This is a genomic window from Ruegeria sp. CL6, assembly GCF_056536465.1.
Genome location: NZ_JBQFPR010000007.1, coordinates 138,769 through 163,347, shown reverse-complemented (window position 1 = coordinate 163,347; position 24,579 = coordinate 138,769). Strand labels below are relative to the sequence as shown.

Here is a 24,579-nt window from a genome sequence, read left to right as displayed (position 1 = left end):
ATGATCAGGCGACCATCTGCTCGGCCTTCTTCAGATCGACCGAGACCAACTGGCTGACGCCCTGTTCCTGCATGGTCACGCCGAACAGACGGTCCATCCGCGCCATCGTTACCGCGTGGTGGGTGATGATCAGGAACCGCGTGTCGGTCTGACGACACATCTCGTCCAGCAGGTCGCAGAAACGTGTCACGTTGGCGTCGTCCAGCGGCGCGTCGACCTCGTCCAGCACGCAGATCGGCGCGGGATTGGCGAGGAAAACGCCGAAGATCAGCGCGGTCGCGGTCAGGGTCTGTTCGCCGCCCGAGAGCAGGCTGAGGGTCGACAGCTTCTTGCCCGGCGGCTGGCACATGATTTCCAGACCTGCATCCAGCGGATCGTCGCTTTCGACCATGACCAGATTGGCCTCACCACCGCCGAACAGATGTTTGAACAGCATGGCGAAGTTCGAGTTCACCTGCTCAAAGGCAGTCAGCAGACGCTCGCGCCCTTCGCGGTTGAGGCTGGCAATGCCGCTGCGCAATGCCTTGATCGCCTCTTCCAGATCGGCCTTTTCAGAGTTCAGCGTGTCAAATTCTTCCTGAACCTCTTTCGCATCTTCTTCGGCGCGCAGGTTCACAGCACCCATCGCATCGCGCTGGCGTTTGTGACGGTTGACCTCAGCCTCCAGCGCGTCGGCGGCGGGCATCTGGTCGGGGTTCACATCCAACTGGTTCAGCAACTGGTTCGGGGTTAGTTGCTGATCTTCGGCAATGCGTTCAGCCGCCGCAGTTACCCCTTCTTTTGCGGCGTCGCACCGCGCCTCGGCAGCCGCTCGGGTTTCACGGGCCTCGGACGCGACGCGTTCTGAATCCCGCTCGGCCATGACAACTTCGCGTTGCTGGGTTTCGGCCTGAGCCAGTTTATCCGCAGCCTCGGCCCGACGCGCTTCGGCCGTTTCGATCAGCTCATTGAGTTCTTCACGCGCCTCGGCAATTTCGCCGGGGGCGGCCATGGCTTCGGACAGCTCGTCTTCCGAGCTTTCCTTGCGCTCGGCCAGTTCGGAAATCCGCTTTTCGGCACTGTCCAGACGATGCCGCCAACCGCTCAGGTCTTTCGTCACCTCTTGCGTACGCCGGGTTCGGGCCTCTCCTTCGCGGCGCAGCTCATCATGGGTCGAGCGGTGGGTCAGCATGGTGATCCGCGCGGCTTCGACCGTTTGTTTGATGTCCTCAACCTGCGCGCGGGCGCTGTCCAGATCACCCAGGCCAGTCAGCGCGCCCTCGGCCTCACGCAATTGGGTACGGGCGGACATCGCGTCTTCTTTGTGGCGGTCAACGGCAAGGGCCAGAGTCTCGAGCTTGCCCTGTGCCAGATTGCGGTCGGCCTCGGCCCGGCTAAGTTGCCGCGCGGTTTCGGCCATACGCTGATCCGCGGCACGGCGGGCTTCACGCGCCCGGCGGTCTGCTTCGGTGACATCGGCCAATTGCTGCGACAGAGCCTCATGCGCCGCGCGTGCCCCATCGGCCTGCGCCTCGGTCCGGGCTAGTTCCTGCTTCAGCGCTTCCAGCTTGTTCAATTGCTCCAGCCGCAGCGCCGCCGCGCTTGGCGCGTCTTCGGCCCAAGCCCGGAACCCGTCCCAGCGCCACAGATCACCCGAGCGCGACACCAGACGTTGCCCCGGTTGCAGCGAAGCCAGCAAACGCGCGCCCTGTTCCGCGTCGACCAACCCGATCTGAGCAATCCGACGGCTCAGACGATCCGGCCCCGAGACATGCAGCGCCAGAGGCTCTGCGCCATCCGGCAAGGGTTGATCTGCATCGTATCCGGCAACCTGAACCCAGCCGGACGGCCCATCGCCTTCGACCAGCGGCGCGCGCAGGTCATCGGCCAGCGCCGCACCCAGCGCCTTTTCATAGCCCGGCGCCACGCGCAGCAGGTCAAGCACCTGCCCGCCTTCGGCCGTATCACGCTCCACCAGTTTCGCAAGGGCCGCGGTTTCCGCCCGGATCGCGCCAAGCTCACCTTCGGCTTCGGACCGTTGGGCGCGGGCCTCGGCCTCTCGCGCCTGCGTTTCAGTGCGCAATTCGTCCGCTGCGGCCAGTGCTTCCTCGGCGGCCTCGGCAGCTTCGCGGGCTTCTTCCTCACCCTCCTGAGCAGCCTCGAACGCCTCGGCTGCGCGGCTCAGCGCATCACGGGCTTCATCCACTGCGACGCGAGCTTTTTCTTCTTCGCCCTCAGATCGGGCCAGCGTCTTGCGACTATCCTCAACCAAACGCTGCGCCGATTGGTGCCGAGCGACAAGACGCGCCATATCCTCGGTTTCCTGCGAGAGGTGGTCCTCGCGGTCCTGCAGAACAGACGCGGCCTCGCGCGCAATTTCGGCGGCTTCGGCGACTTTCTCATCATGCCCTTCGGCGGCCTTGGCAAGTTCCCGCGCCTCCCACTCCAGCCGCTCGATCATCTGACCCGCATCGCGGTTCAGGCCAGCCTCGCGCTCAATATCATTGCCCAACTGCTGAATTCGGTTTGTCAGGGTTTCGATCGTCTGCCGCGCGCGTGCTTCCTGATCGGCCAATTGATCGCGCTGCACCTGCTGGCGTTGCAACACGGCGGCGGCAATCGCTTCCTCCTCGCGCAGAGGGGGCAGAGTTTCCTCGATCTCGGCACGTTTGGCCGCCGCTTCACGCGCTTCGGCCTCGGCGCGAGACGCCTCAGTAATGCGCTCGCGCAGCTTTTCTTCGGCCTGCTGACGGGCCACATCAGCCTCTTTCCAGCGGCGATACAGCAGCATCCCCTCGGCCTGCCGCAACTGTTCCCCAATCTCGCGATACCGGGCAGCCTGTCGTGCTTGTCGGGCCAACTGCGCAAGCTGCGTTCCAAGTTGTTCCAGCACGTCATCTACACGCGTCAGGTTGGATTCAGTGCCTTTCAGCTTCAACTCGGCCTCGTGCCGGCGCTGATACAGGCCCGAGATCCCCGCCGCTTCTTCCAGAATACGCCGACGCGCGCGGGGTTTGGCGTTGATCAATTCGGCGATACGGTTCTGCCCCACAAGCGCGGGTGAATGCGCACCGGTCGAGGCATCGGCAAACAACATCTGCACATCGCGGGCGCGCACATCCTTGCCATTGGTCTTATAGGCGCTGCCCACATCGCGAGTAATACGGCGCACGATTTCAAGCTGATCGGTATCGTTGAACCCTGACGGGGCCAGCCGTTCCGAGTTGTCCATGGTCAGAACAACTTCGGCAAAGTTGCGGGCGGGTCGTGTGGCCGCCCCCGCAAAAATCACGTCCTCCATCGCGCCACCGCGCATGGACTTGGGGCGGTTTTCCCCCATCACCCAGCGCAACGCCTCCAGAAGGTTGGACTTGCCGCAGCCATTGGGACCCACAACTCCGGTCAACCCGTCCGCGATGATCAGGTCGGTCGGATCAACAAAGCTTTTGAAGCCGGTGAGTTTGAGTTTGCTAAAGCGCAAAGGCGACGGGTCCCATGATTCCTATATCTGGAAGTCTGCGCAACAGATTGGGGCCGAGTCAACGAGGTTGCGCAGGATATGGGATATCGGCAGGAGTTATCCACAATATCTTGCTGATTTCCGCCGGTCATAGCCCGTATCAGTAGGGCGTACACTCAAAGACCTGATAACCGCCGTCACCCACACCTTCATAGATGCCAAAGTCGATACATTCGTAGTTTGGCACAGAAATCGAGGTCAGTAACAAGCGTTCGCCGGTTTGACGATCACACCCCAATACGCCGACCGTCACAGCCGCATCGCCCAGAACGTCAAGGACTGGGCAACCCGAAACCTGCGCCATCGCAAGGGCCGCGCGATCACGGATGGGGCCGAGGCGCGGAGCGTATTGCGTGTTGACCCGCACCGCCTCGGCCAACTCTCCTCGCACGCGCACGTCAAACACACTGCCGTTGACCGCAATCCGGGTGGCCGGAACATCGCGGAAATGCGGCGTGCCAGCCGAACACGCGGCCAACACCAACAGCAAAGTCAGAAACCGCTTCATACCCCGATCAATGGCCGGAATTGGTTAACAGATCCTTATTGCGCACTCAGGCTCGCAAGACTTCCCCCAAGCGGCGTATTCCTTCGCGAATTGTCGCCTCGTCCGAATTAGAAAAGCTCAATCGGATCGTATTTGCGCCCGAGCCATCAGGGAAAAATGCCTGTCCCGGAACAAATGCCACTTTGACCGTTTCCAAAGCACGGGCCAACAATGCGGCGCCGTCGGTACCGGCGGGCAGTGTCAGCCAGATAAACATCCCCCCTTCGGGCTTTGTCCATTCCACCCCTTCCGGCATGTGTTGTTCCAACGCTGCAAGCATGGCACCCCGACGCGCCCCATAAACCTGGCGCAGCATTGGGATATGTGTGTCGAAACACGCCCGCGCCACCTGGTCTATCGCCATCTGGTTAATCGTCGCTGAATGAAGATCAGCAGCCTGCTTCATCAACACCAGCTGAGAGATCACGGGCTTGGCAGCAACGACCCACCCGACTCTCAGGCCCGGTGAAAGCGTCTTGGAGAAGCTGCCGCAATAGATCGTGCGACACTCTTCGATGGACCCCTTCCGCGCCAATTCCAATGCCAAAACCGGCGGGATCGCTTCCCCTTCGTATCGCAACGCCTGATACGCCCCGTCCTCGATCACGGCGCAGTTCAGGTCCTCCGCGAGATCCAGCAGAGCCTCGCGGCCACGCAAATCCACGGTCTCGCCCGTTGGGTTGGCGAAATCCGGTGACAGGTAGGCAAACTTGACCCTGCCCGCCCCGGCAGCAGCGGCGTATTCATCAGCACCCCGGTTGCCATTAACACTCAGCCGGTCGAACCGCGGCTCATAGGCGTTGAATGCAGCCAGCGCGCCCAGATAAGTCGGCCAACCGACCAGAGCCGTATCACAGGGTGACAGATAAAGCTTGCCCAGATAATCCAGCGCTTGCTGCGACCCAGACGTGATCAGGATATTGTCGATGTCGCAAACAATGCCGATCTCGCGCATATGGGCGACGAGCCATTCGCGCAACGGGGCATAGCCTTCACTGACCGAATACTGCAGGGCCTGCGCCTGCTTATTTGGACCAAGCGCAACCTGAAAAGCCTGCGAGAATGCGTCTGCGGGAAACAAGGCCGGGTCCGGGATTCCGCCTGCAAAGGAAATAATCCCGGGCTGATCCAGCAGCTTCAGCAATTCGCGAATTTCCGACGCCTTCATGCGCGACGCCCGCGTTGCAAACAACTCGTGGTTGGTCATGAGCCTCCTCCGCTCTTGGGTGCGTGAACACTAATGAGTCGCACATTAATGTCAACAAAGCTGACCTAATGTTTCAAGCCATATGATCTGGCCTTCTTGAACCGCCCCTCAATCCGTGGTCATATGATTTGACCAATTCTCAGAACGACATCCCCATGCCCTTTCAAAAAGTTCAGACCGAAAAGCTCTCAATAGCGGTGGTGCGGCAAATCGAATTGCTGATCCTGCGTGGCATCCTGCGCCCCGGCGAACGCCTTCCGGCCGAGCGCGAACTGGCCGAGCGACTGGGCGTGTCCCGCCCCTCCCTGCGCGAAGCGATCTCCGAGTTGCAGGACCAAGGTCTGCTGACCGCCAAAGCCGGATCCGGCATCTACGTGGCCGAGGTTTTGGGATCGGCCTTTTCCCCCGCTCTGATCCGTCTGTTCGGCAGCCATGATGAGGCGGTCTCGGACTATCTGTCGTTCCGCAGGGATATGGAAGGGTTGGCAGCCGAACGCGCGGCGCGGCTGGGATCGGAAAGCGACTTGAAAGTCGTTCAGACGATCTTTGACAAGATGGAAGCGGCCCACGCCCGCAATGCCTCGGAAGACGAAGCGCATCTGGACGCTCAGTTCCATATGGCCATCATCGAGGCCAGCCACAACGTCGTGATGCTGCACATGATGCGGTCGATGTTCGACTTGCTGCGGCAAGGAGTGTTCTACAATCGCCAAATGATGTTCAACCAACGCACCACGCGCGAGGCTATTCTGGACCAGCACCGCGCCATCAACGCCGCACTACAGGCCCGTGATCCCGAAGGCGCCAGAGATGCAGTACATCGCCACCTGAGTTTTGTGCGGCAATGCATGGAGGACACCCAGAAGGCGCTTCGCAATGAGGCCATAGCTCAGCAAAGGCTGGATCACGAAACCGGACAAGCATGAAGAACATCCGGTAAATTGCCTCATGTTCCGGCTTCAACCAATATCGCGGCCGGTATTCCTGCGTCAGATAGGTATTGCCCTTTGCTCTGGACCTTTCGGTGAAAGTTGGACATCTAGTGCCAGAACATCTTGAACCCGTCCCGAACTGGCGACAAGGGCACTGCACATGTCTAAACTTACCTTTGGGCTTCGCACCAACATTGACCCCTGCACAATCGTCGCCAGCAATGGCAGATCGGGCAGCACGCTGATGTTCGATGCTTTGTGGGTTGCATGCAAACGCCGACATTGGTTCCGAAGGCCGACGGCCAGTTTCCAAGAAAGTCTGGCCTCTGCGCCTCTTACAGCCGGCTCTCTGGTGAAGACTCACGATTATCCAGATGGGTTAAGGGGCCGCGAGAATGTCAAGGTTCTGTTCTGTTTCGGTCCGACAAAAGCGTCAGCTCTTTCCGTTTATTCAGCGGTAGAACGGTATGGGCGCGACTGGGTTGACCAGCACTTTGAACACCTTCACGCCAAGGGTCCCTTTGACGACCTGTTCAAATATGATGTCCTCAATCAAGTGGAACAGTTGAAACAGTGGGGCACGTTTCAGGAGGTTCCAGTTCTTTGCCTAAGCTATGATGCGATCTGGCGGCGGCAGAAGGATGTCGAGGATTTTCTGAATTTGAAGTTCACTTTGCCCGAACGTGTTGAGCGTGCGCGAAAGTCCATACCTGACGACTTGCTGGCAAAGGCATCTCAGGTCTATGACCCAATCGATGAAGTCGTGGCGGAACTACCGGAACTGTTCCTAGCCTCGCCGGAACATTCGGACGTTCTGGACAGGTTGCCTGTAAAAACGCAGTCTGTTTCCTAGTGAGATAAAAAAACCCGGCGCAATGGCCGGGTTTTCTTTTTAGATTTCTCTACAAGCCTAGTGCAGCTTTTCACCAACGTCCGCGATTGCGGCGTCGATCAGCTTGTTGGCTTGCGTTGCAGTCATCTGCTTGGCCAGAACCGCGTTCGCTGCAGAAACAGCGACCGTGATCGCCCGATCGCGAACCTCTTTCACAGCCGAAGCCTCAGCCGATGCGATCTGATCCTGTGCAGCGGCCAGACGGCGTGCGATGGATTTTTCCAGATCGACCTTGGCTTGTTCTGCCGCCAGAGCCGCGTCGTCCTTCGCAGCCGCTACGATGGCGTCTGCCTGGGTCTGCACTTCACGCTGCTTGCGCTCATACGAGGCCAGCAGGCTGCGTGCTTCTTCATGCAGGGCACGGGCTTCGTCCAATTCGGACTTAATGCCCTCGGCACGGTTGTCCAACGCGCCCCCGATCATGCCGGGAACCTTGAAGTAGAACAGGACCGCGATGAACACGATGAAGCCCAAAAGGACCACAAAATCCGTGTTGCCAAGCGAGAAGAACGGGCCTTTGGCTGCAAATGCCGGGCTTGCTGCGCCGAAGGTCAGGATAAGGGCAAGAGTATTCCGCATGTCACTTATCCTTTCATCTGCGCATCAACAGCACCGTCGATGGCTTTGGCATCCGCCTCGCCGCCCAGCGCAGTGACCAATTCAGCCGCCGTGTCCTTGGCAACCACTTGAATGCTTTCCAGCGCACCGGCACGGATGTCGGCAATCGCCTTTTCCGATTCAGCCGCCTTTGCAGCGATTTCCGCATCCGCCTTGGCGATCGCGTCATCCAGACCAGCCTGGATTTCGGCACGGGCTTCGGCAGCGATACGCTGCGCTTCGGCACGGGCATCGGCCAGCGCCTTGTTATAGGCCTCTTCGGCCTCGACCGCCTTGGCCTTCAGATCTTCGGCCGCAGCCAGGTCATTTGTAATGGTCCCCTGACGCTCTGCCAGGATTGCCGCGATGCGGGGCAGAGCCACGCGGGACAGGACCAGAAAGATGACGACCAGCGTGATGACCAGCCAGAAAATCTGGTTGGGGAACCAATCGAAGCAGAGCTGCGGCATCCCGATGGCAGAGCCATGCGAGTCGACGCACGAGCCAACTACTTCTTCGCTAATGGGTTCAGTCGCCATGATGTCCTCCGTCGGAACGTTGTCTTTACAACAGGTGGGCCGCTATGGCTTGGGCCCACCTGCGCGTAAGGATCAGGTTCCGCAGATTAGACGGCGAACATCAGCAGCAGCGAGACGAGGAATGCGAAGATCCCCAGGGCTTCTGCGAATGCGATACCGATGAACAGGGTTGCGGTCTGCGAAGCAGCCGCCGAAGGGTTGCGCAGGGCGCCGGCTAGGAAGTTGCCTGCAACGTTGCCCACCCCGATTGCGGCTGCGCCGGAACCGATTGCTGCCAGGCCTGCGCCGATGTGTGCGAGATCGCCTTCCATGATGTATCTCCTTACGAATTGGAAGTTTCGATGTTGGGTGTTCGGACCTTAGTGCGACGGATGCAGAGCATCTTTCAGATAAACACAGGTCAGAATGGTGAATACGTAGGCCTGGATAAAGGACACAAGGACCTCAAGCCCATACATTGCGGTGATCGCCAGAACGGACACGGGCGAGATCGCGGCAATCGCGGCAAAGCCTGCGAACACCTTGATCACGGCGTGGCCTGCCATGACGTTACCGGCAAGACGAATGGAGTGGCTGACCGGGCGCACGAAGTACGAGATCAGCTCGATGATCGCCAGAACCGGGCGCAGGGCCAAAGGCGCGCTGGACACCCAGAACAGACCCAGAAACGCGGCACCGTTCTTGACAAAACCCAGAACGGTCACGGTCAGGAACACGGCCAGCGCCAGCGGAATGGTCACGGCGAAATGCGATGTGGTGGTAAAGGACGTTGGGATCATCCCCAGGAAGTTCGCGGTCACGATGAACATGAACAGGGTCATGACATAGGGGAAGAACTTGACGCCTTCCTTGCCGCAGATGTCTTCCAGCATCTTGTAGATAAAGCCGTAAGCCAGTTCTGCGACCGACTGCATCCGCGTCGGCACGATGGCACGCTTGGACGTGCTGAGAACCAGCAGGGCAAAGATCGCCGCAATCGCCAGGAACAGCCACAGGGTCACGTTCGTCGGCGTGTACCACGCAATCGCACCGTCGCCGAACAACGGCTTAACGATGAACTGGTCCATCGGGTGGAAAACCAGGCTGCTGCCTTCTGCTGCGGTGGTCTCAGTTGCCACGTTCAGTCCCTCTCGTCCTTCTCGGCAGCCGTCGCCGCCGCTTGTTTCTCTTGGACCTCTTTCGCGCTGCGGAGCATAACCTTCACGCCCGCGACAAGGCCCAGCAATGTGAACAGCACCAGAAAGATCGGGATTGTCCCGAGCAGGCTGTCCAGCCCGTATCCGATGCCAAATCCGATCCCCAGACCAGATACCATTTCGATGACCATCCTCCAGGCAAGCTCGCCTCCGGACACGTCAGCATCTGCGCGGGGCTTGGGCTGTTTCGCCTTTTTCGCCGCGTCGATCTTGGCCTCAAGCTGCGCCATACGCTGCTTTTGGTCATCATCTGTCACGGGCGCTTCCTTCGCACAGTCTTGGGTAGGGTGCTAAGGCTGACGGCGCACAGAGTCAACGGCGTTGAACGCTCGAATCGCCGCATGTTAAGCCAATGTTTTTATTGCAATTATTATTCGAACGATAACCGGACACGTCGACCACGCCCAGCGATTTGCACGCAAACACGCTGAATCCCCATATTCAACCAAGTGGTTGACCAAACCCGGGCGCTGTGGTTCAGCGGAAACATGTCCAACGATCTCGACACTGTATTCGCAGCCCTTGCAGACCCCACGCGCCGCGCCATCCTCGCCATGCTGCTCGAGGACGACATGGCCGTGACCGACGTGGCAGAGCCATTCGAGATGTCCTTGGCGGCGATCTCGAAACATCTGGTGATCCTGACCAAGGCGGGACTAATCAGTCAGGAAAAACGTGGTCGGGTGAAGTGGTGCAAGCTCGAGCCGGACGCCCTGCGCGCAGCGTCCGTCTGGATGCAGGGGTTCGGACAGTTCGAGCCGGTAAATCTGGACGCGTTTGAACGGTTCCTCGAGGTCGAGCTACCCGCAGCCGAGGAATAACCCGGTCACCTCACGACGAAAACGGAGACGCTGGCGTGCTTAGCCAGATACCCGGCATGGCTTGAAAAGATATAGTCCATGATCCGGGGCGCATGTGTGCCGACCACGATCAGGTCCGCTCCGATCTCGTCTGCCGCCTTGGCCAGATCCCCGTCCACCTCGGCCGCGACGTCAACCGAGTGGATATTGCGGAAGCCAACTTCCGTCCCGCTGTTTTTGGCCAGATGGTCTGCGAATTCCCGCAGATTCTCGGTGATTGTGGCGTCGGTTTGAACCGGGTCGCCGGGCTGGGTTCCGGTCACACTGACAACAGTGATTTTGGCACCTTGCCATTTGGCGATCTCGGCGGCGACATCGGCGGCTTTGCGAACCTCGGGCGGCAAATGCAAATCCACCGGGAACATAATGTGGTTGTACATGGTGCAATCCTCCTCAGCCGAAGCATAGGAAAATCCGCATGTATCAGCTTTGATCTGCCTCAAGAGTTGGGCGTTGGTCAGGTTGATCGTCTGGCCGCAACAGCATGAGAAGCGCGACGCAGGTCAGAACCACACCAACAAGGATCAACGCAACCGGCGCACCGTTTCCTAACGCAATTTCCCACAGGATCACCCAACTGGGCACAAGATACGTGTAGGCCATCACCTTTGCAGACGGCAGACGCAATGCCGAGAACTGAACCAGCACAAAGCTGGCGGCTGTGGCAAAGATAGAAACATACAGCAATCCGACCCATACGATTACCGGCAGGTTCGCCCAGTCCGTTGCGCGAATGTCGGCCCAGCCGAACAGCGTCAGCAATAGGCACCCGGCCAACAACGTCCCAAAGGTGAACACGACCGCCGGCTCTCCGTGGTTGAGCTTGCGCACCATGGGCGTGTAGATCGCGTGGGCGACGCACCCCCAGAAATAGATGATTTCTCCGGTCCCGATCTGGAAGGCCGCAAACGCCTGCCAATCCGCCCTGAAAATAACCCAAAGCGCACCAACTGCTCCGATGGTAAGCGCCAAGGCCATTCGAGGTGTGGTCACCTGCCGAAGCAATACCCAACCCGCCAAAGCAGACAAAACCGGCGTCAGGGTAAAGACCGCCGCTGCACTGACAGGGGGCGCAGTTTTCAGGCCGTGGAACATCAGGACGAAATATGTGGCGAACAGGCCACCCAGAACCAGATAGCGCCATGGCGCTTGCGCGGCGCTACGCGGCAGACCGGTTGTAAAAAGCGCAGCGACCCCGATCACAACCGCAGCAATGGCAAATCGCGCGGCCGTCACTGCCTCGGGCGCGATCTGGTTTGCGATCATGGCGCCAAGCGAAAAGCTACCCGCGACCAAAGCAGAAAAGACAAGCATGGCCAGATGGCCGCGCGCCTGTACGCTCACGGCAGCCAATCCTTGGATTGTTCTTTCAGATAGGTCAGGAACGCCTGCACCTTGGTCGTTCGATGCAGGTCGACATGCGTCACCAACCACAAATTGCCAAACCATTCGGGCAAGGGATCAATGACCTCGACCAGATTTGGATCACGGGCGGCCTCCCAACGGGCCATGAAACCGATGCCCGCACCGGATAGCACCGCCTCGCGGATGCAAAAGTTATTGGTGCAGCGGAACGTGATCTGTCCCAGCGGAACTGTCTGCCGCAGCCAGCGCGAAAACGGGGCGCGACTGTTTTCATCATCCGTACTGACGAAATGATGCTCTGCAAAATCCTCAACGCTTGAGGGTTTGCCGTGGCGGTCGATGTAGTCCGCGCTGGCATAAAGCCCGACTTCCTGTGTGATGAAAGGCTGCACAACATTGTCTGGCTGATCAGGGGCTGAACCTGCACGGATCGCCACATGCGCCTCACCATATTCCAGCCGGAACAATCTGTCCCCGGTCAGGTACCGCACGATCAATTCCGGGTGCAGGCGCTGAAACTCGCTCAGAACGGGGACGACCAATGGCGCCAAAGAAGACAGAGACGTTACGACCAACTCACCCGACACATCATCCCCGCGCCCCTTCATGCGCCCGACCAATTGGTTGAACTGATCTTCGGTTGCCTGAGCGACACGCAGCAGGTCTTCTCCGGCCTCGGTTGGGGTGTAACCGCGCGCATGACGTTGGAACAGCTTGACACCCAACCGCGCCTCGATTGCGTCGATATGCCGGATGACCGTGGCGTGGTGCACGCCCAGAACCTCGGCCGCGCCGCTGACAGTGCCCATCCGTGCGACCTGATAGGCGGTTCTCACTTCATCCCAGTTATCCATTGCATCTGTTCCATTGTGCAAATTTTAACACTCACTGTTGGACTATCAGAGTTTTGTTCGCCTGCGCAACATTCATATTGGGACCAGAGCCAAAAACCGCACTCAATAAGGACTGAACCCAATGACCAAAACTATCCTGCATATCGACGCTTCGGCCCGCCGCGAAGGGTCTGCCACGCGCGAACTGTCGGACCGGATCGTCAAGCACCTGAACGCCGGTCGTATCATTCGCCGTGATCTGGCGACTCCGCTGCCGCTTTTGACCGAGGACTGGATTGCCGCGAACTTTACCCCCGCCGATCAGCGCGACGAGGTTCAGCGCGACCAGCTTGCCCTGTCCGACGATCTGGTTTCAGAACTGCAGCAGGCGGACACGATCGTCATCGGCCTGCCGATCTACAACTTCTCGGTCCCTGCGGCGTTCAAGGCATGGATTGACCTTGTTGCCCGGGTTGGACTGACCTTTTCCTATACCGAAAACGGCCCCAAAGGGCTGCTGGAAGGCAAGCGTGCCGTACTGGCCATCGCGTCGGGCGGAACGGCTGTTGGGTCGGACATCGACTTTGCCACAGACTACGCCAAACACGTGCTGGGCTTTATCGGCATTAACAATGTCGATGTTGTCGCCGCTGATCGGATGGCACTGGACGCCGAAGCCGCGCTGAACAACGCGCGTCAGGCGGTTTCCGAGCTGGCCGCCTGATTGACCTCTGGCCTTTGAGTATCCGAACGTCCAGTCTGCACTTGAACAGGATCGTGCAGGCTGGGCGTTCGTTATGAAGAAAATTGGAATTTTGGGCGGTGTGGGCTGGGCCTCAACCGTTGATTACTACAGGGCCATCGCGCAGGGCGCCGGACAATATTTTGCAGAGCGTGGTCATGGGTCCCCTCTGCCGATCCCGCCCATGACAATCGAATCCGTCACACAGGCCAAGACCCGGTCGCTGAGAGGCGTTGCGGGGGATGAGGAAAGCTGGGCCGCCTTCGACGCGGTCTTTCGCAAGGCCTTGCTGACGCTGGAAAGCGCGGGCTGCGATTTCGGCATTATCGCCTCTAACACGCCGCATATGCGCCTGCACGCGATCCGTCAGGGCGTTTCCATGCCCATCCTCAGTATTTTTGATGCCGCAGCCCAAGCGACCGCCGCGACCGGAGCCACACAAGCCCTGGTTCTGGGCACAACTGTTACGATGCAGGCACCGAACTATGCCGACAGGTTGGCCGAAGCTCAGATCAACGCCAATGCGCCCCTTCCGGAGGCCGAGATTGCCGAGATGCAAAACATGATCGACACGGATTTCTACGGTGGCGCATCAGAAACGGCGCGCGCCCGGCTGGTGGCTTTTTGCAACAAGCATGCCAAGCCGGGCACCGCGATCCTACTGGCCTGCACCGAACTGCCACTGGCCTTCCCCGACAATCTGGACGACGCCATGTTCGAGGCGGACGGACATCTATTCGTCAACCCCTCGGCAGCGCATGTCGCAGCAGCGTTGAAAGAGGCGCTTGAAGGTTGATCACGGCAACCAAGTCACGTCGCAGCCAATACGGTCGAAAAACGCCATCAGGTCCGTGCGTTTCATTGCAACTGTGCGATCATTGACGAGCGGGTGCATATAGATCACGTCGGCCTGCTGCCCCGCTGCATCCATAAAGAACCGGACGTTGTTTTCCACACCGTTTATCATCGCCAGAGGGCTGACCGCGCCGGGCCGAATACCAAGATTCTGCATCAGCCGATCCGCCGAGCCGAACGAAAGATTCCCAACGCCCAGCTCTGCGCCCAGCGCCTTGAGGTCGATCTCGCGGCTCTGTTCCAGCGTCACCAGATAGTTCCGCTTTTTCTTGTCGCGCAGATAGAGGTTCTTGAGCCGGAGAGCATTCTCACCGGGGACCATGAACTGATCTTCAACCGCCTTTGATTCCTCCACCGTGCGCAGGGGCACATGCGTGTGCAGCGTGTAGGCCAGCCCCCACTCATCCAATTTGGCCAACAGCGCGTCAGAGCTGAGCGGCAATGTATCCTGAAAGGCGGATGAGGCGTCCATAGTACTCTCCTGATTTTCTAAGCTCATCGCGTACCGTGGCGGCAGTTTCAAGCCACGACAGCGCGGAAATGCGTTAGCAGCCAGCCATGAAAGTGATGCGCAATACTCCAAACCAACTGGCCGTGGCTGATTGGCACTATTCTGGTCTTCTTCACTATCTAAATTGTCGGGGCCGGCCTCTTGACCCTCGACAAAGGCATGAGCGCTGGACGTCACCTCATTGTCAGTGGCACCGGATCGCATCGGTTGGTTGATGCAATCAATGACTGGCTTTCGGCACGCACGGTTGACTCTGACAGTCAATCGGCCTAAAGCCCCCTCCAAACATCCGGAAGCCTCTTGATCTTCCGGTCCCTTGGGTCGTTCAGGGATCGCCCCCCACCAGCGAGTTTCGCCCGTGGGGGCAATTGTGTATTTAACCGGCGTTTCCTACCTAGGAAGGGCCACGAGATAACCGGCTAAGGAGGCCGAAGGCATGTTTGAAAATCTATCCGAACGCCTTTCCGGCGTCTTCGACCGGCTGACGAAACAGGGTGCGCTGTCCGAGGAAGACGTCAAGACCGCCCTGCGCGAAGTGCGGGTTGCGCTGCTTGAGGCCGACGTCTCGCTGCCAGTCGCGCGCGAGTTCGTCAAGAAAGTGCAGGAACAGGCGACCGGCCAGGCCGTGACCAAGTCGATCACTCCGGGCCAGCAGGTTGTCAAGATCGTACATGACGCGCTGGTCGATACACTGCGCGGCGAGGAAGACCCCGGCAAGCTGAAGATCGACAACCCACCTGCGCCGATCCTGATGGTCGGTCTGCAAGGCTCGGGCAAGACGACCACAACCGGTAAGCTGGCCAAACGTCTGAAAGAGAAAGAGGGCAAAAAGGTCCTGATGGCCTCGCTCGACGTCTATCGCCCGGCGGCGATGGATCAGTTGGCCGTTCTGGGCACGCAGGTCGGCGTCGATACCCTGCCGATCGTGCCGGGCCAGAAGCCCGTCGACATCGCCAAACGCGCCAAGCAACAGGCGACGCTGGGCGGCTATGACGTCTATATGCTGGATACCGCAGGCCGTCTGCACATCGACGAAGTCCTGATGGACGAGGTCGAGCAGGTCCGCAACGCGGTCGACCCGCGCGAGACCCTGCTGGTGGTCGATGGCCTGACCGGTCAGGTCGCCGTTGAGGTGGCCGAGGAGTTTGACGCCAAGGTCGGCATTTCGGGCGTGGTCCTGACCCGGATGGACGGTGACGGGCGCGGCGGTGCGGCGCTGTCGATGCGCGCGGTCACCGGTAAGCCGATCCGCTTTGTCGGTCTGGGCGAGAAGATGGACGCGCTCGAGACCTTCGAGCCGGACCGGATCGCCGGTCGTATTCTGGGCATGGGCGACATCGTTGCCCTGGTCGAAAAAGCCCAGGAAACGATGGAGATGGAACAGACCGAGCGCATGATGAAGCGCATGGTCAAGGGTCAGTTCAACATGAACGACCTGAAGATGCAGCTGGAACAGATGATCCAGATGGGCGGTATGCAGGGCATGATGGGCATGATGCCGGGCATGGGCAAGATGGCCAAGCAGGTCGAAGAGGCAGGCATGGACGACAAGGTGCTCAAGCGCCAGATCGCCATGATCCAGTCCATGACCAAACGCGAACGCGCCAACCCGCAACTGTTGCAGGCCAGCCGCAAGAAACGCATCGCCGCCGGTTCGGGGATGGAGGTCAGCGACCTCAACAAGCTGCTCAAGATGCACCGGCAGATGTCGGACATGATGAAGAAGATGGGCAAGATGGGCAAAGGCAAGATGCTGAAACAGGCCATGAAAGGCATGTTCGGCAAAGGCGGCCCCTCGCCCGAGGAAATGGCTGCGGGTATGGACCCCAAAGCGCTGGAACAGGCGGCCAAGGCTATGGGCAAGATGCCCGGTGGAATGCCCGGAATGGGCGGCGGGATGGCTCTGCCTCCGGGCCTGAGCGGATTTGGCAAGAAGAAGTGAACCTGATCGAGCAACATATCCCCCGGCTTGAGACCGAGCGCCTGATCCTGCGCGCGCCGTCCGAGGCTGATCTGGACGCGGACGCTGCTTTCTTTGCCAGTGATGCGTCTCGATTTGTCGGCGGCCCGCTGCGGCGGGACGAGACATGGCGGTCGATCGCCATGCTGCTGGGTCATTGGGCACTCCGTGGTTTTGGCTTCTGGGGCGTTGAGGAAAAGGATACCGGCAGATACGTAGGCCGCGTCGGCTTGTGGTTTCCCGATGGCTGGCCCGAGCCCGAGATTGGCTGGACTCTGATGACCAGCGCCACCGGAAATGGCTATGCGACCGAGGCTGCAATGGCCGCGCGTACTCATGCCTATGATGTGTTGGGTTGGGACACGGCGATTTCGCTGATCGACCCAGACAACCACGCAAGCAAGGCCGTGGCCAAACGGCTGGGGGCTGCGTTCGACTATCACTATGAACACCCGAAATTCGGCACATCCGAGATCTGGCGGCACCCTGCCCCCGCCGATCTGGTAAATGGCGGCATGGAGGCTTACGCATGACCAACCCCGTGACACAGGCCGCCGCGCTGTTGAAAGAACACCGCGAAAGCATCGACCGGCTGGACGCCATCCTTGTCTATACGCTGGGCGAGCGGTTCAAGCACACGCAGGCCGTTGGCAAGCTCAAGGCCGAACACGACCTTCCCCCGTCCGATCCCACGCGCGAGGCTGCGCAGATCGCACGGTTAGAAGACCTGGCGAAACAGGCCGATCTGGACCCTGACTTCGCCAAGGCTTTCCTGAATTTCATCATTCAGGAAGTCATCCGACACCACCGGAAACATCAGGAATAAACGCCCGTTTCCACGAATACCAAAAATAGCCGGACAAGACCCCGGTCTTTACAAATACACGCTTCTGGCGTGATGCCATTCAAAGGAGATACCACCATGGCAATGAAAATTCGTCTCGCCCGCAGCGGCTCGAAAAAGCGTCCCTTCTACCGCATCGTAGCGGCCGACAGCCGTATGCCCCGCGACGGCCGTTTCATCGAGAAACTGGGAACCTACAACCCGCTGCTGCCCAAAGACAGCGAAGAGCGCGTGAAAATGAACATGGAGCGCATCCAGTACTGGCTGGATCAGGGCGCCCAGCCCACCGACCGGATCGCACGTATGCTGGAAGCTGCCGGCACCCGCGAAAAGGCCGAGCGCAACAACCCCAACAAGGGTACTCCGGGCAAGAAAGCCCAAGAGCGCGCCGAAGAAAAAGCAGCCAAGGCTGCTGAAGCGGCAGAAGCTGCTGCTGCACCGGCTGAAGAAGCGGCTGCAGAAGAATAAGCAGGCGGGCGCGTGCGGGATCAGACCTTCACCGACGATTTTCGCACGCAGTTTGACCTGTTGTTGCGGCTCCGGCGCGATGTGCGTCGGTTCCGCACCGACGCGATTGACGAGGCAGTGCTGACGCGCTGCCTCGACGCGTTTCGGCTGGCCCCTTCAGTGGGGCTGAGCGAACCCTGGCGCGTGATCCGCGTCGAAAGTCAGGCCGCGCGCGACGCGGCGCTGCGAAATTTTCAAACCACCAATGCACAGGCGCTGGAAGGCTATTCCGGCGAGAAGGCGCAGCTTTATAGCCGCCTGAAACTGTCAGGCATGCGCGAAGCACCGGTGCAACTGGCTGTGTTCTGCGACGACGCTACCGACAAAGGGCAAGGTCTGGGCGCAGGCACCATGCCCGAAATGCGGCGTTATTCGGTGGTCTCGGCCATCACCCTGTTCTGGCTGACCCTGCGGACCGAAGGGTTGGGGCTGGGCTGGGTTTCGATTCTGGACCCCGATCAAATGGCGCGCGATCTGAACGTGCCCGACGACTGGCGGCTGATCGGCTATTTCTGTGTCGGCTGGCCCGAGGCACCGTCGGACACCCCAGAACTGGAACAAGTTGGCTGGGAATGCCGCGACGACACTTTGCCTGTTGAGGTTCGGTAAGGCGATGTTCGGTCTGTTACGGCTTCCCATTCTGATGATGATCGCCTTTATTGTGGGCGTGTTTTTTGAACGCTCCAACCAGCGCGAAGTTTGCGCCGAGATTGGACAATGGCAGGACGGGCTATGTGTGACGGATGGGCCAAATGAGTGATCTGATCTGCGTTGGCAGCATTGCGGGATCGTATGGCGTGCGCGGTGAAGTGCGGCTCAAGAGCTATTGCGCGATTCCCGAAGACATCGAAACCTATTCGCCGCTAACAGACGAAGACGGGAGCGAGCGTTATCCTCTGGTACTGACCCGCTCGATCAAGAACGGCTTTGCCGCGCGGCTCGGTGGCGTGGAAACCAAGGAGCAGGCTGACGAGCTGAAAGGTTTGCGCCTTTTTGCACGGCGTGATCAGTTGCCGTCACTGCCCGACGACGAATTCTATCACACCGATCTGATCGGGCTGGACGTCTATGACACTGGCGGCACCCTGCTGGGCCGGGTCAAATCGGTGCAGAACCACGGCGCGACGGACCTGCTGGAACTTCACGGGCCGGGCTTGAAAGCCACTGTACTGCTGCCGTTCACGCTTGCGGCTGTTCCGACCGTCGATCTGGAAAAGGGCCGTATCGTCGCCGATCCCCCGGATGGCCTGATCTGATGCGTCGTGTCCTGCTGCATCTTGGGCTACACAAAACGGGCACAACCGCAGCGCAGTCTTTTCTTTTTGAAAACCGCGAGCTGATCTGGCCGCATTTCGCACTGGTTCTGCCCTACCGTACCCGCAAGTCCGGCCTGTCGCGCGCGGCCACCAATCACTCGGTCTACGGCACGGTCGGCACTCTGTCGGAATTCGGCGGCCAAGTGCGCGACTTTCTGGAAACGCTGGATTTTGGAGACAAGCGCGGGCTTCTCATCAGCGAGGAAAACTTCGCTGGTTTGCGTCCCAGCCGCAACCTCGAGCAAGGCTACGCTGCTGCCCCGGACCTTGCAGCGTGTCTGGTCGACTCTATCCACCACAGATTTGCAGGGCAGGCAGTCGAGATCACGATCTACCTGTCCCTCCGCCAACGTGGAAGCTGGCTGCGTAGCCTGTGGGCGCACGACTTGCAGCGGATGCGGCAGGTTCAGGACTTTGACACCTATCGCGCAGACATGGACCACCTCCCGCCGTTGCAGGACACAGTGGACCGGATCAAAGAAAAATTACCGTCCGTGACGGTTTTGTCCGAGTGGTTGGAAGAGTTGCAGTTACGGCGTTTTGGCCCCGGCACACCGTTTGCAGATTTTTTGAATCTGCCTCGGAACAAGGCCAATCTTCTGGTCCCGCCCGCCAATTCAAACCCGCGACTGCCAGAGGACGTTTTGGCGGAATTGCTGGACCTGAACCGTTCACATCTGGACGAGGCGGCTCTGGTCGAGCAAAAGAAGGCCATCGTCGAACGCGCGCAAAAGGCTCTGATTGGCACGACATGACTGACAAACCCTCAAAGTCCCACGGCCGCAAGGCGATCCGACCGACCCTGAAACCGCGTGAACTGTTGACCCCGACACCGGACCTGCACGGCGTTTGGAAAGCGAAGATTATCACGCTGTTCCCGTCGGCCTTTCCCGGCGTGCTGGGCGAAAGCCTGACCGGCAAAGCGTTGCAGGAAGGATTGTGGCAGCTAGAGACGGTCGACCTGCGTCAGTTCGGCGTCGGCAAGCATCGCAATGTGGACGACACCCCAGCCGGAGGCGGTGCGGGAATGGTTCTGCGCGCTGATGTCTTGGGCGAAGCGATCGAACATACGATGGCGGGTGTGCATGGGAACTGGCCCCTGATCTATCTCAGCCCACGCGGACGCCGGATGGACCAGCGCATGATGCAGAACCTTGCGCGTTGTGACGGCATGACCCTGCTCTGCGGCCGGTTTGAGGGCGTGGACGAGCGTGTGCTTGAGCACTACGGCGTTCAGGAGGTCTCATTGGGCGATTTTGTCATGACGGGTGGTGAAATTGCTGCTCAGGCGCTGATCGACGCAACGGTGCGCCTGATCCCGGGCGTATTGGGCAACCAAGCCTCGGCCGAGGAGGAGAGCTTTTCTTCCGGGCTGTTGGAACACCCGCAATATACCCGCCCCGCCGAATGGAAGGGGCGTCCGATCCCCGATATCCTGATGTCCGGTCATCACGGTCGCATCGCTGACTGGCGGCACGAGATGTCAGAACAGATCACGCGCGACCGTCGGCCCGACCTGTGGGACGCCTATCGCAAGTCGCGCGACTAGCCCGCTTTCCACCGCGTCCAGATGTCGGGCGGGCCGTTGAACGTATTGATGTCCACCGGCCCATCCACGCCGGGAACCAGCCCGGTTCCGGTGTATTGCCAGAACCGCCAGACGGCCTTGGGGTAAACAGTGCGCGGATGCCCCGCGACAGACCGCAACCAGAACTCGGTCTTGGGCAGGCGACCGATCTCTGTATCGCCATAGAAATCCACGGTCGTATAGACGATCGGACGGCGCCCATAGTGACGCTCCAGAATATCAAGAAAGCGCTGCGCCTCGGCCCGAACGGTTGCGCCATCGGGACGCAGAGTGCAGGTCTTGGAATGTGGCGTCCACTCCATGTCCAGCACATGCGGCAGGTCTGATCCTCGGGGCACATTCTTGATAAACCAGCGCGCCTGCTCATGCGCGGGCCGACAGAAATAATAGTAGTGATATGCGCCCCACGGCACCCCCGCCGCGCGCGCGCCCACGCTATGCGCATTGAACATCGGGTCTGCGACATCTCCGCCTTCGGTGGCCTTGATGAATACGAAACTGACGCCCGACGCTTTGGCCCGACGCCAGTCGATGGGTCCCTGCCAACGCGACACGTCCAGCCCGTGCACCGGGTATTGACCGGGATGCCGCCCCTCCCAGTCATGGGGGTCGGCATCGCCGAAGGATGGAAAGACCACGGATGGTGAAGTCGTGTCCAGAAAGGCTTTGGCCTCGACCTGTTGCGGCGGAGGGCTGTTGCGACCGCAGGACAGGGTCGCAAAGGCGATTAAAGCCAGCATCAGAGCTGTGCGCATGTTCTGTTCCTGTATAAATTTCTGCTCGTATAATTGCCTTCCAGAATGCCTGATCGCCCCCGTAAGGCAACGGTGTTGTTTTTCGGCGGCGAAAACTCACCAACCGGCCCTGTAAAATATGACGATTTGGGCTTGATCCCTGCGATCAAAGCCCTTAAACGACCGCAATCCGGTGCCGCACTTGCGCGACTCCGGTGTTTTGGTTTGGTCCTCGTCGTGACGCCCGGCTTTCTTCAGCTACGGCGCGGCGGAACAAACCGCACCAAAGGAACATTCGATCTGACCTCTGGCGGGCTGTACGCAGAACCCGGTGAAGACCAAGAGCTCTCAGCCCGTGCCCAAACTTCGTGGACCAACCACGAGCAGATAGGAGTGAATGCGATGGACCTGATCGCACAGCTTGAGGCGGAACAGATTGCCGCCCTGGGGAAAGACATCCCCGATTTCAAAGCCGGTGACACCATCCGTGTCGGCTTTAAAGTGACCGAAGGGTCGCGTACCCGTGTGCAGAACTACGAAGGCGTCTGCATCGCGCGCAAAGGTGGCAGCGGCATCGCCGGTTCGTTCACCGTCCGCAAAATTTCGTTCGGCGAAGGCGTGGAGCGTGTATTCCCGCTGCATTCGACCAACATCGACAGCATCACCGTTGTCCGCCGCGGCCGCGTCCGTCGCGCCAAACTGTACTATCTGCGCACCCGTCGCGGTAAATCCGCGCGTATCGCAGAGGTCACCAACTACAAGCCCAAGGCTGGCGCCGAGGCGTAAGGAGCGGAAAGATGAAAAAAGACATCCATCCCGACTACCACATCATCGACGTCAAACTGACCGATGGCACCGTGGTTCAGATGAAATCCACCTGGGGCGCCGAGGGCGACCAGCTGGCCCTGGAAATCGACCCCTCCGTGCACCCCGCATGGACCGGTGGCGGCGCGCGCCTGATGGACGCCGGCGGCCGTGTGTCGAAGTTCAAAAAGAAATACGAAGGTCTGGGCTTCTAAGCCGGACCCGGTTCTCAAACGAAAGGCCGCCCCTTTGGGCCAAGCCACTATAGGTAAATGTTGACGAGCTATCGACCAGCAGCTAACCTGCTGGTCTTTTTCGTTTAGAAATATGAGCTTGTGACGTGCGGGAACCCACGAAGGCTTCGCAAAAATCTGCGAACAAAATGAGAACTCGGCTTCCTCGCCTGCCGGGTGGCTTCTCAGTCAATTTTTGCCGCAATCCACTTTGTGACCTTTACGGCGTATTACCTGACCCACGAGATGGGCGCGGCCAACCAGCTAACCCTGGTTCGAACTTGGCGCGGGGCAAGGTCTCCGGGTCTGGAGGTGAGCGCACCTATGTTTGCCCAAGTTGCGGACGGTCTAGCATCCTCAAGTCCAACAAGGCTTTGGCGGAAGAATACGCAAGGCTCTCCCGCCTGAATAGAAGAACAAAACGTGAAAGTTGTCCGAGTGTTGCATGTATCAATCATGGAGCGACCGTTGGGCTCATGCCGAGCCGGTATCGAAAGTTCGGTAAGACGGCCAAAGGAGATCCAAGATATCAGTGCAAAGCGTGTAAGAAGACCTTCTCGATTGGTCGCTCGACGAGGCGACATAAGCGTAGTGACCTAAATGGTAAAGTCTTTAGATCACTGGTTAATGGCGTGACGCTTTCAGCTATCTCACGGTTACTGGATACATCACTTCCGGAAGTCTATTCGAAGATCGACTTCATCCACGAGCAATGCCAAGCGTTTGCAGCAGATCGGGAAAAGCGACTGCCCGAAGTATTTGAAGGGGATAGTCCTCACTTCGCCACGGACACACAAATCCTTCAGGTGAACTGGCCCGACAGAGGTATTCGTAAACTTGTAGAAGTGCGCCACATGTGCACCGTCCACAGCGACAGCAAGTATGTCATTGCGTCTACAACAGATGTTGATCCTGACGTTCACCCGCTTGCCGTCGAAAAGGCGATGGAAATTATCGGAGACAAAGAAAAACCTCGTTCTATGCGGGAGAACGCTCGGATTTGGTTTGCCAGTGAGTACATCGAGTACATTTGCAAACGACACGAGGCGACCAACCCAAAATCAAGTCGGTGGCACCGTAACAAAAAGCCAAGAGAACTTGATGACGATATCAGGCTCCTTGAGATGGCCGCCAGGGTTCGACAAGACGCGGCCGAGTTTGCACATATCATGCTGCTCAAGAAAAAGATCGGTCGGAAGTATCGACTGCTGAACTTTTCAGTTGACCGCGATACGGGTGTCTCTTCAGCTTTTTTGGCTGTGTTCAAAAATGAAGTGCAGAAGAGATTGGTGCGGATTGCAGACGTCACCATGGCAAAGAATGAAAGCCATCCGCGACGCCTGGGGTTTGTGGCTGATGGCAACAAGGAATTAGAGCGCGTGGAGTATTTGATGCGTCAGGCAGGGTACTTGCCTGGAGACGGTGACCAGGCTGTCTCCAGGCCACAGGACGGCGCCATGGAGTACCTTTTGGAAGCCTCCTTTGGCAATGTGGCGCTCTCCGACATCAGGGCGCTCCTAATGGATCATACCGGTCAGTCTGAATCGGCCGGCATTCACTATCCGTTCCACTTCATCAACGAGCCGCATAAGCGGGTGATTTTCCGCACTGACCCAACACGATTAGATTTTGCCCAGATGGCACAGTTCGCTGTTCGGGCGGGAACGCATCCGGTGGACATGTATCACGCTCGGGCACGGACCAAGGTCATGGGATTTGAGCGTGGCTTGTCAACCTCGGGCCGCAAAAGTCTGTGGTACTACAAGCAGTACTACAACCCGGTCATGGTTATGAAGCTGGTGGACATCTTGAGGTTTGCCCATAACTACACCGACCTCATGGTAAAAGAACACAAGAGCCCAGCTATGAAGCTCGGTATTGCAAAGGGCTTTGTGTATGATCGGGATCTCTTCAGCTTCTGAACTCAGCAAGCAAAAAACCGCGGTTCGTTTTTGCGTTACCCTAAGGCTGCTCTGCGGACAAAGCCACCGTTGCACTTAGGCCTCTGGATGCTCGGT

30 protein-coding genes are annotated in these 24,579 nt (G+C 59.1%); 17 read left to right on the top strand and 13 right to left on the bottom strand.

The genetic code is table 11. The annotated features are described in order from the left end of the window. Positions 1 to 4: 4 nt before the first annotated feature. The 3 genes from ACR0LH_RS18015 to ACR0LH_RS18005 form a co-directional block, all read right to left on the bottom strand. Positions 5 to 3,460: a chromosome segregation SMC family protein gene (locus ACR0LH_RS18015; RefSeq protein ID WP_480721953.1), complete on the bottom strand. Its 3,456-nt coding sequence runs from the start codon at positions 3,458 to 3,460 to the stop codon at positions 5 to 7. Positions 3,461 to 3,599: 139 nt separating this feature from the next. Next, positions 3,600 to 4,007: a hypothetical protein gene (locus tag ACR0LH_RS18010; RefSeq protein WP_480721951.1), complete on the bottom strand. Its 408-nt coding sequence runs from the start codon at positions 4,005 to 4,007 to the stop codon at positions 3,600 to 3,602. Between the two features lie 46 nt (positions 4,008 to 4,053). Then, the gene (locus tag ACR0LH_RS18005) at positions 4,054 to 5,253 is read right to left on the bottom strand and encodes an aminotransferase-like domain-containing protein (RefSeq protein ID WP_480721950.1); all 1,200 of its coding nucleotides are present in this window, start codon (positions 5,251 to 5,253) and stop codon (positions 4,054 to 4,056) included. A gap of 155 nt (positions 5,254 to 5,408) precedes the next feature. Here ACR0LH_RS18005 and ACR0LH_RS18000 point away from each other — a divergent pair, with 155 nt between their 5' ends. Continuing rightward, a complete protein-coding gene (locus tag ACR0LH_RS18000; protein ID WP_170388195.1) occupies positions 5,409 to 6,179 on the top strand; it encodes an FCD domain-containing protein in 771 nt (256 codons plus the stop codon). 166 nt (positions 6,180 to 6,345) lie between these two features. Further along, the gene (locus tag ACR0LH_RS17995; protein WP_480721948.1) at positions 6,346 to 7,038 is read left to right on the top strand and encodes a hypothetical protein; all 693 of its coding nucleotides are present in this window, start codon (positions 6,346 to 6,348) and stop codon (positions 7,036 to 7,038) included. A gap of 57 nt (positions 7,039 to 7,095) precedes the next feature. Here ACR0LH_RS17995 and ACR0LH_RS17990 read toward each other — a convergent pair whose 3' ends face one another. From ACR0LH_RS17990 to ACR0LH_RS17970, 5 genes are all read right to left on the bottom strand, one after another. Next, positions 7,096 to 7,656, bottom strand: a complete 561-nt coding sequence (locus tag ACR0LH_RS17990) for a F0F1 ATP synthase subunit B (protein ID WP_170554683.1) — start codon at positions 7,654 to 7,656, stop codon at positions 7,096 to 7,098. A gap of 5 nt (positions 7,657 to 7,661) precedes the next feature. Next, positions 7,662 to 8,213: a F0F1 ATP synthase subunit B' gene (locus ACR0LH_RS17985; RefSeq protein WP_170388190.1), complete on the bottom strand. Its 552-nt coding sequence runs from the start codon at positions 8,211 to 8,213 to the stop codon at positions 7,662 to 7,664. Positions 8,214 to 8,299: 86 nt separating this feature from the next. Continuing rightward, a complete protein-coding gene (locus ACR0LH_RS17980; protein WP_005981269.1) occupies positions 8,300 to 8,524 on the bottom strand; it encodes a F0F1 ATP synthase subunit C in 225 nt (74 codons plus the stop codon). Positions 8,525 to 8,572: 48 nt separating this feature from the next. Next, positions 8,573 to 9,331, bottom strand: coding sequence for a F0F1 ATP synthase subunit A (locus tag ACR0LH_RS17975; RefSeq protein ID WP_480721946.1), 759 nt, complete (start codon positions 9,329 to 9,331; stop codon positions 8,573 to 8,575). Between the two features lie 2 nt (positions 9,332 to 9,333). Further along, on the bottom strand, positions 9,334 to 9,666 hold the full coding sequence (locus ACR0LH_RS17970) for an AtpZ/AtpI family protein (protein ID WP_480574918.1): 333 nt from the start codon (positions 9,664 to 9,666) through the stop codon (positions 9,334 to 9,336). 231 nt (positions 9,667 to 9,897) lie between these two features. Here ACR0LH_RS17970 and ACR0LH_RS17965 point away from each other — a divergent pair, with 231 nt between their 5' ends. Then, the gene (locus ACR0LH_RS17965) at positions 9,898 to 10,230 is read left to right on the top strand and encodes a metalloregulator ArsR/SmtB family transcription factor (protein WP_170554798.1); all 333 of its coding nucleotides are present in this window, start codon (positions 9,898 to 9,900) and stop codon (positions 10,228 to 10,230) included. A 5-nt stretch (positions 10,231 to 10,235) separates the two neighbouring features. Here ACR0LH_RS17965 and ACR0LH_RS17960 read toward each other — a convergent pair whose 3' ends face one another. From ACR0LH_RS17960 to ACR0LH_RS17950, 3 genes are read right to left on the bottom strand one after another with little or no spacing between them, the layout of a single operon-like run. Beyond that, entirely contained in the window at positions 10,236 to 10,649 is a 414-nt protein-coding gene (locus ACR0LH_RS17960) for a universal stress protein (protein WP_170388183.1), read from the bottom strand. Between the two features lie 43 nt (positions 10,650 to 10,692). Continuing rightward, complete coding sequence (locus tag ACR0LH_RS17955; RefSeq protein WP_480721945.1) at positions 10,693 to 11,613, bottom strand: DMT family transporter; 921 nt, start codon at positions 11,611 to 11,613, stop codon at positions 10,693 to 10,695. Further along, positions 11,610 to 12,488: a LysR family transcriptional regulator gene (locus ACR0LH_RS17950; protein WP_170388181.1), complete on the bottom strand. Its 879-nt coding sequence runs from the start codon at positions 12,486 to 12,488 to the stop codon at positions 11,610 to 11,612. Before ACR0LH_RS17950 ends, ACR0LH_RS17955 begins: the two co-directional genes overlap by 4 nt. Positions 12,489 to 12,609: 121 nt before the next feature. Here ACR0LH_RS17950 and ACR0LH_RS17945 point away from each other — a divergent pair, with 121 nt between their 5' ends. Further along, positions 12,610 to 13,191 carry an FMN-dependent NADH-azoreductase gene (locus ACR0LH_RS17945; protein ID WP_480721944.1) on the top strand — a complete coding sequence of 194 codons (582 nt, stop codon included), beginning with the start codon at positions 12,610 to 12,612 and terminating at the stop codon, positions 13,189 to 13,191. 73 nt (positions 13,192 to 13,264) lie between these two features. Next, on the top strand, positions 13,265 to 14,005 hold the full coding sequence (locus ACR0LH_RS17940) for an aspartate/glutamate racemase family protein (RefSeq protein WP_480721942.1): 741 nt from the start codon (positions 13,265 to 13,267) through the stop codon (positions 14,003 to 14,005). Here the strand turns inward: ACR0LH_RS17940 and ACR0LH_RS17935 are convergent, their stop codons facing one another. Next, complete coding sequence (locus tag ACR0LH_RS17935; RefSeq protein WP_170388174.1) at positions 14,006 to 14,536, bottom strand: prolyl-tRNA synthetase associated domain-containing protein; 531 nt, start codon at positions 14,534 to 14,536, stop codon at positions 14,006 to 14,008. A gap of 475 nt (positions 14,537 to 15,011) precedes the next feature. Here ACR0LH_RS17935 and ffh point away from each other — a divergent pair, with 475 nt between their 5' ends. The 9 genes from ffh to trmD all read left to right on the top strand — a co-directional run bounded on the left by ffh (position 15,012) and on the right by trmD (position 20,751). Then, positions 15,012 to 16,517 (top strand): signal recognition particle protein, encoded by a 1,506-nt coding sequence (gene ffh, locus ACR0LH_RS17930; protein ID WP_170418150.1) that lies wholly within the window; start codon positions 15,012 to 15,014, stop codon positions 16,515 to 16,517. Then, a complete protein-coding gene (locus tag ACR0LH_RS17925; protein ID WP_480721941.1) occupies positions 16,514 to 17,068 on the top strand; it encodes a GNAT family N-acetyltransferase in 555 nt (184 codons plus the stop codon). The genes ffh and ACR0LH_RS17925 overlap by 4 nt, the downstream gene beginning before the upstream one ends. Next, positions 17,065 to 17,361: a chorismate mutase gene (locus ACR0LH_RS17920; RefSeq protein WP_170388166.1), complete on the top strand. Its 297-nt coding sequence runs from the start codon at positions 17,065 to 17,067 to the stop codon at positions 17,359 to 17,361. The genes ACR0LH_RS17925 and ACR0LH_RS17920 overlap by 4 nt, the downstream gene beginning before the upstream one ends. 96 nt (positions 17,362 to 17,457) lie before the next feature. Next, a complete protein-coding gene (gene rpsP / locus ACR0LH_RS17915; RefSeq protein WP_480721940.1) occupies positions 17,458 to 17,847 on the top strand; it encodes a 30S ribosomal protein S16 in 390 nt (129 codons plus the stop codon). A 12-nt stretch (positions 17,848 to 17,859) separates the two neighbouring features. Further along, positions 17,860 to 18,495 carry a 5,6-dimethylbenzimidazole synthase gene (gene bluB, locus ACR0LH_RS17910; protein ID WP_480721939.1) on the top strand — a complete coding sequence of 212 codons (636 nt, stop codon included), beginning with the start codon at positions 17,860 to 17,862 and terminating at the stop codon, positions 18,493 to 18,495. 4 nt (positions 18,496 to 18,499) lie between these two features. Further along, the gene (locus ACR0LH_RS17905) at positions 18,500 to 18,646 is read left to right on the top strand and encodes a hypothetical protein (protein ID WP_170418159.1); all 147 of its coding nucleotides are present in this window, start codon (positions 18,500 to 18,502) and stop codon (positions 18,644 to 18,646) included. Next, a complete protein-coding gene (gene rimM / locus ACR0LH_RS17900) occupies positions 18,639 to 19,142 on the top strand; it encodes a ribosome maturation factor RimM (RefSeq protein WP_170618300.1) in 504 nt (167 codons plus the stop codon). The genes ACR0LH_RS17905 and rimM overlap by 8 nt, the downstream gene beginning before the upstream one ends. After that, positions 19,142 to 19,957 carry a hypothetical protein gene (locus tag ACR0LH_RS17895; RefSeq protein ID WP_480721937.1) on the top strand — a complete coding sequence of 272 codons (816 nt, stop codon included), beginning with the start codon at positions 19,142 to 19,144 and terminating at the stop codon, positions 19,955 to 19,957. The genes rimM and ACR0LH_RS17895 overlap by 1 nt, the downstream gene beginning before the upstream one ends. After that, on the top strand, positions 19,954 to 20,751 hold the full coding sequence (gene trmD / locus ACR0LH_RS17890) for a tRNA (guanosine(37)-N1)-methyltransferase TrmD (RefSeq protein WP_170570428.1): 798 nt from the start codon (positions 19,954 to 19,956) through the stop codon (positions 20,749 to 20,751). Before ACR0LH_RS17895 ends, trmD begins: the two co-directional genes overlap by 4 nt. Here trmD and ACR0LH_RS17885 read toward each other — a convergent pair. Further along, on the bottom strand, positions 20,748 to 21,545 hold the full coding sequence (locus ACR0LH_RS17885) for a glycoside hydrolase family 25 protein (protein WP_170485990.1): 798 nt from the start codon (positions 21,543 to 21,545) through the stop codon (positions 20,748 to 20,750). The two genes, trmD and ACR0LH_RS17885, sit on opposite strands and share 4 nt — an antisense overlap. 381 nt (positions 21,546 to 21,926) lie before the next feature. Here ACR0LH_RS17885 and rplS point away from each other — a divergent pair, with 381 nt between their 5' ends. The 3 genes from rplS (at position 21,927) to ACR0LH_RS17870 (ending at position 24,483) form a co-directional block, all read left to right on the top strand. Beyond that, complete coding sequence (gene rplS / locus ACR0LH_RS17880; protein WP_039541573.1) at positions 21,927 to 22,310, top strand: 50S ribosomal protein L19; 384 nt, start codon at positions 21,927 to 21,929, stop codon at positions 22,308 to 22,310. An 11-nt stretch (positions 22,311 to 22,321) separates the two neighbouring features. Continuing rightward, positions 22,322 to 22,543, top strand: a complete 222-nt coding sequence (rpmE, locus tag ACR0LH_RS17875; RefSeq protein WP_170388151.1) for a 50S ribosomal protein L31 — start codon at positions 22,322 to 22,324, stop codon at positions 22,541 to 22,543. Positions 22,544 to 23,193: 650 nt separating this feature from the next. Then, positions 23,194 to 24,483: a hypothetical protein gene (locus ACR0LH_RS17870; protein WP_480721935.1), complete on the top strand. Its 1,290-nt coding sequence runs from the start codon at positions 23,194 to 23,196 to the stop codon at positions 24,481 to 24,483. Positions 24,484 to 24,579 lie beyond the last annotated feature (96 nt).

Bases quoted from the DNA above. Each gene is read 5' to 3' on its own strand.
- ACR0LH_RS18010 (WP_480721951.1), bottom strand. From the start codon at position 4,007: ATGAAGCGGTTTCTGACTTTGCTGTTGGTGTTGGCCGCGTGTTCGGCT.
- ACR0LH_RS18005 (WP_480721950.1), bottom strand. From the start codon at position 5,253: ATGACCAACCACGAGTTGTTTGCAACGCGGGCGTCGCGCATGAAGGCG.
- ACR0LH_RS18000 (WP_170388195.1), top strand. From the start codon at position 5,409: ATGCCCTTTCAAAAAGTTCAGACCGAAAAGCTCTCAATAGCGGTGGTG.
- ACR0LH_RS17995 (WP_480721948.1), top strand. From the start codon at position 6,346: ATGTCTAAACTTACCTTTGGGCTTCGCACCAACATTGACCCCTGCACA.
- ACR0LH_RS17990 (WP_170554683.1), bottom strand. From the start codon at position 7,656: ATGCGGAATACTCTTGCCCTTATCCTGACCTTCGGCGCAGCAAGCCCG.
- ACR0LH_RS17985 (WP_170388190.1), bottom strand. From the start codon at position 8,213: ATGGCGACTGAACCCATTAGCGAAGAAGTAGTTGGCTCGTGCGTCGAC.
- ACR0LH_RS17980 (WP_005981269.1), bottom strand. From the start codon at position 8,524: ATGGAAGGCGATCTCGCACACATCGGCGCAGGCCTGGCAGCAATCGGT.
- ACR0LH_RS17965 (WP_170554798.1), top strand. From the start codon at position 9,898: ATGTCCAACGATCTCGACACTGTATTCGCAGCCCTTGCAGACCCCACG.
- ACR0LH_RS17960 (WP_170388183.1), bottom strand. From the start codon at position 10,649: ATGTACAACCACATTATGTTCCCGGTGGATTTGCATTTGCCGCCCGAG.
- ACR0LH_RS17950 (WP_170388181.1), bottom strand. From the start codon at position 12,488: ATGGATAACTGGGATGAAGTGAGAACCGCCTATCAGGTCGCACGGATG.
- ACR0LH_RS17945 (WP_480721944.1), top strand. From the start codon at position 12,610: ATGACCAAAACTATCCTGCATATCGACGCTTCGGCCCGCCGCGAAGGG.
- ACR0LH_RS17940 (WP_480721942.1), top strand. From the start codon at position 13,265: ATGAAGAAAATTGGAATTTTGGGCGGTGTGGGCTGGGCCTCAACCGTT.
- ACR0LH_RS17935 (WP_170388174.1), bottom strand. From the start codon at position 14,536: ATGGACGCCTCATCCGCCTTTCAGGATACATTGCCGCTCAGCTCTGAC.
- ffh (WP_170418150.1), top strand. From the start codon at position 15,012: ATGTTTGAAAATCTATCCGAACGCCTTTCCGGCGTCTTCGACCGGCTG.
- ACR0LH_RS17920 (WP_170388166.1), top strand. From the start codon at position 17,065: ATGACCAACCCCGTGACACAGGCCGCCGCGCTGTTGAAAGAACACCGC.
- rpsP (WP_480721940.1), top strand. From the start codon at position 17,458: ATGGCAATGAAAATTCGTCTCGCCCGCAGCGGCTCGAAAAAGCGTCCC.
- ACR0LH_RS17905 (WP_170418159.1), top strand. From the start codon at position 18,500: ATGTTCGGTCTGTTACGGCTTCCCATTCTGATGATGATCGCCTTTATT.
- rimM (WP_170618300.1), top strand. From the start codon at position 18,639: ATGAGTGATCTGATCTGCGTTGGCAGCATTGCGGGATCGTATGGCGTG.
- ACR0LH_RS17895 (WP_480721937.1), top strand. From the start codon at position 19,142: ATGCGTCGTGTCCTGCTGCATCTTGGGCTACACAAAACGGGCACAACC.
- trmD (WP_170570428.1), top strand. From the start codon at position 19,954: ATGACTGACAAACCCTCAAAGTCCCACGGCCGCAAGGCGATCCGACCG.
- ACR0LH_RS17885 (WP_170485990.1), bottom strand. From the start codon at position 21,545: ATGCGCACAGCTCTGATGCTGGCTTTAATCGCCTTTGCGACCCTGTCC.
- rplS (WP_039541573.1), top strand. From the start codon at position 21,927: ATGGACCTGATCGCACAGCTTGAGGCGGAACAGATTGCCGCCCTGGGG.
- rpmE (WP_170388151.1), top strand. From the start codon at position 22,322: ATGAAAAAAGACATCCATCCCGACTACCACATCATCGACGTCAAACTG.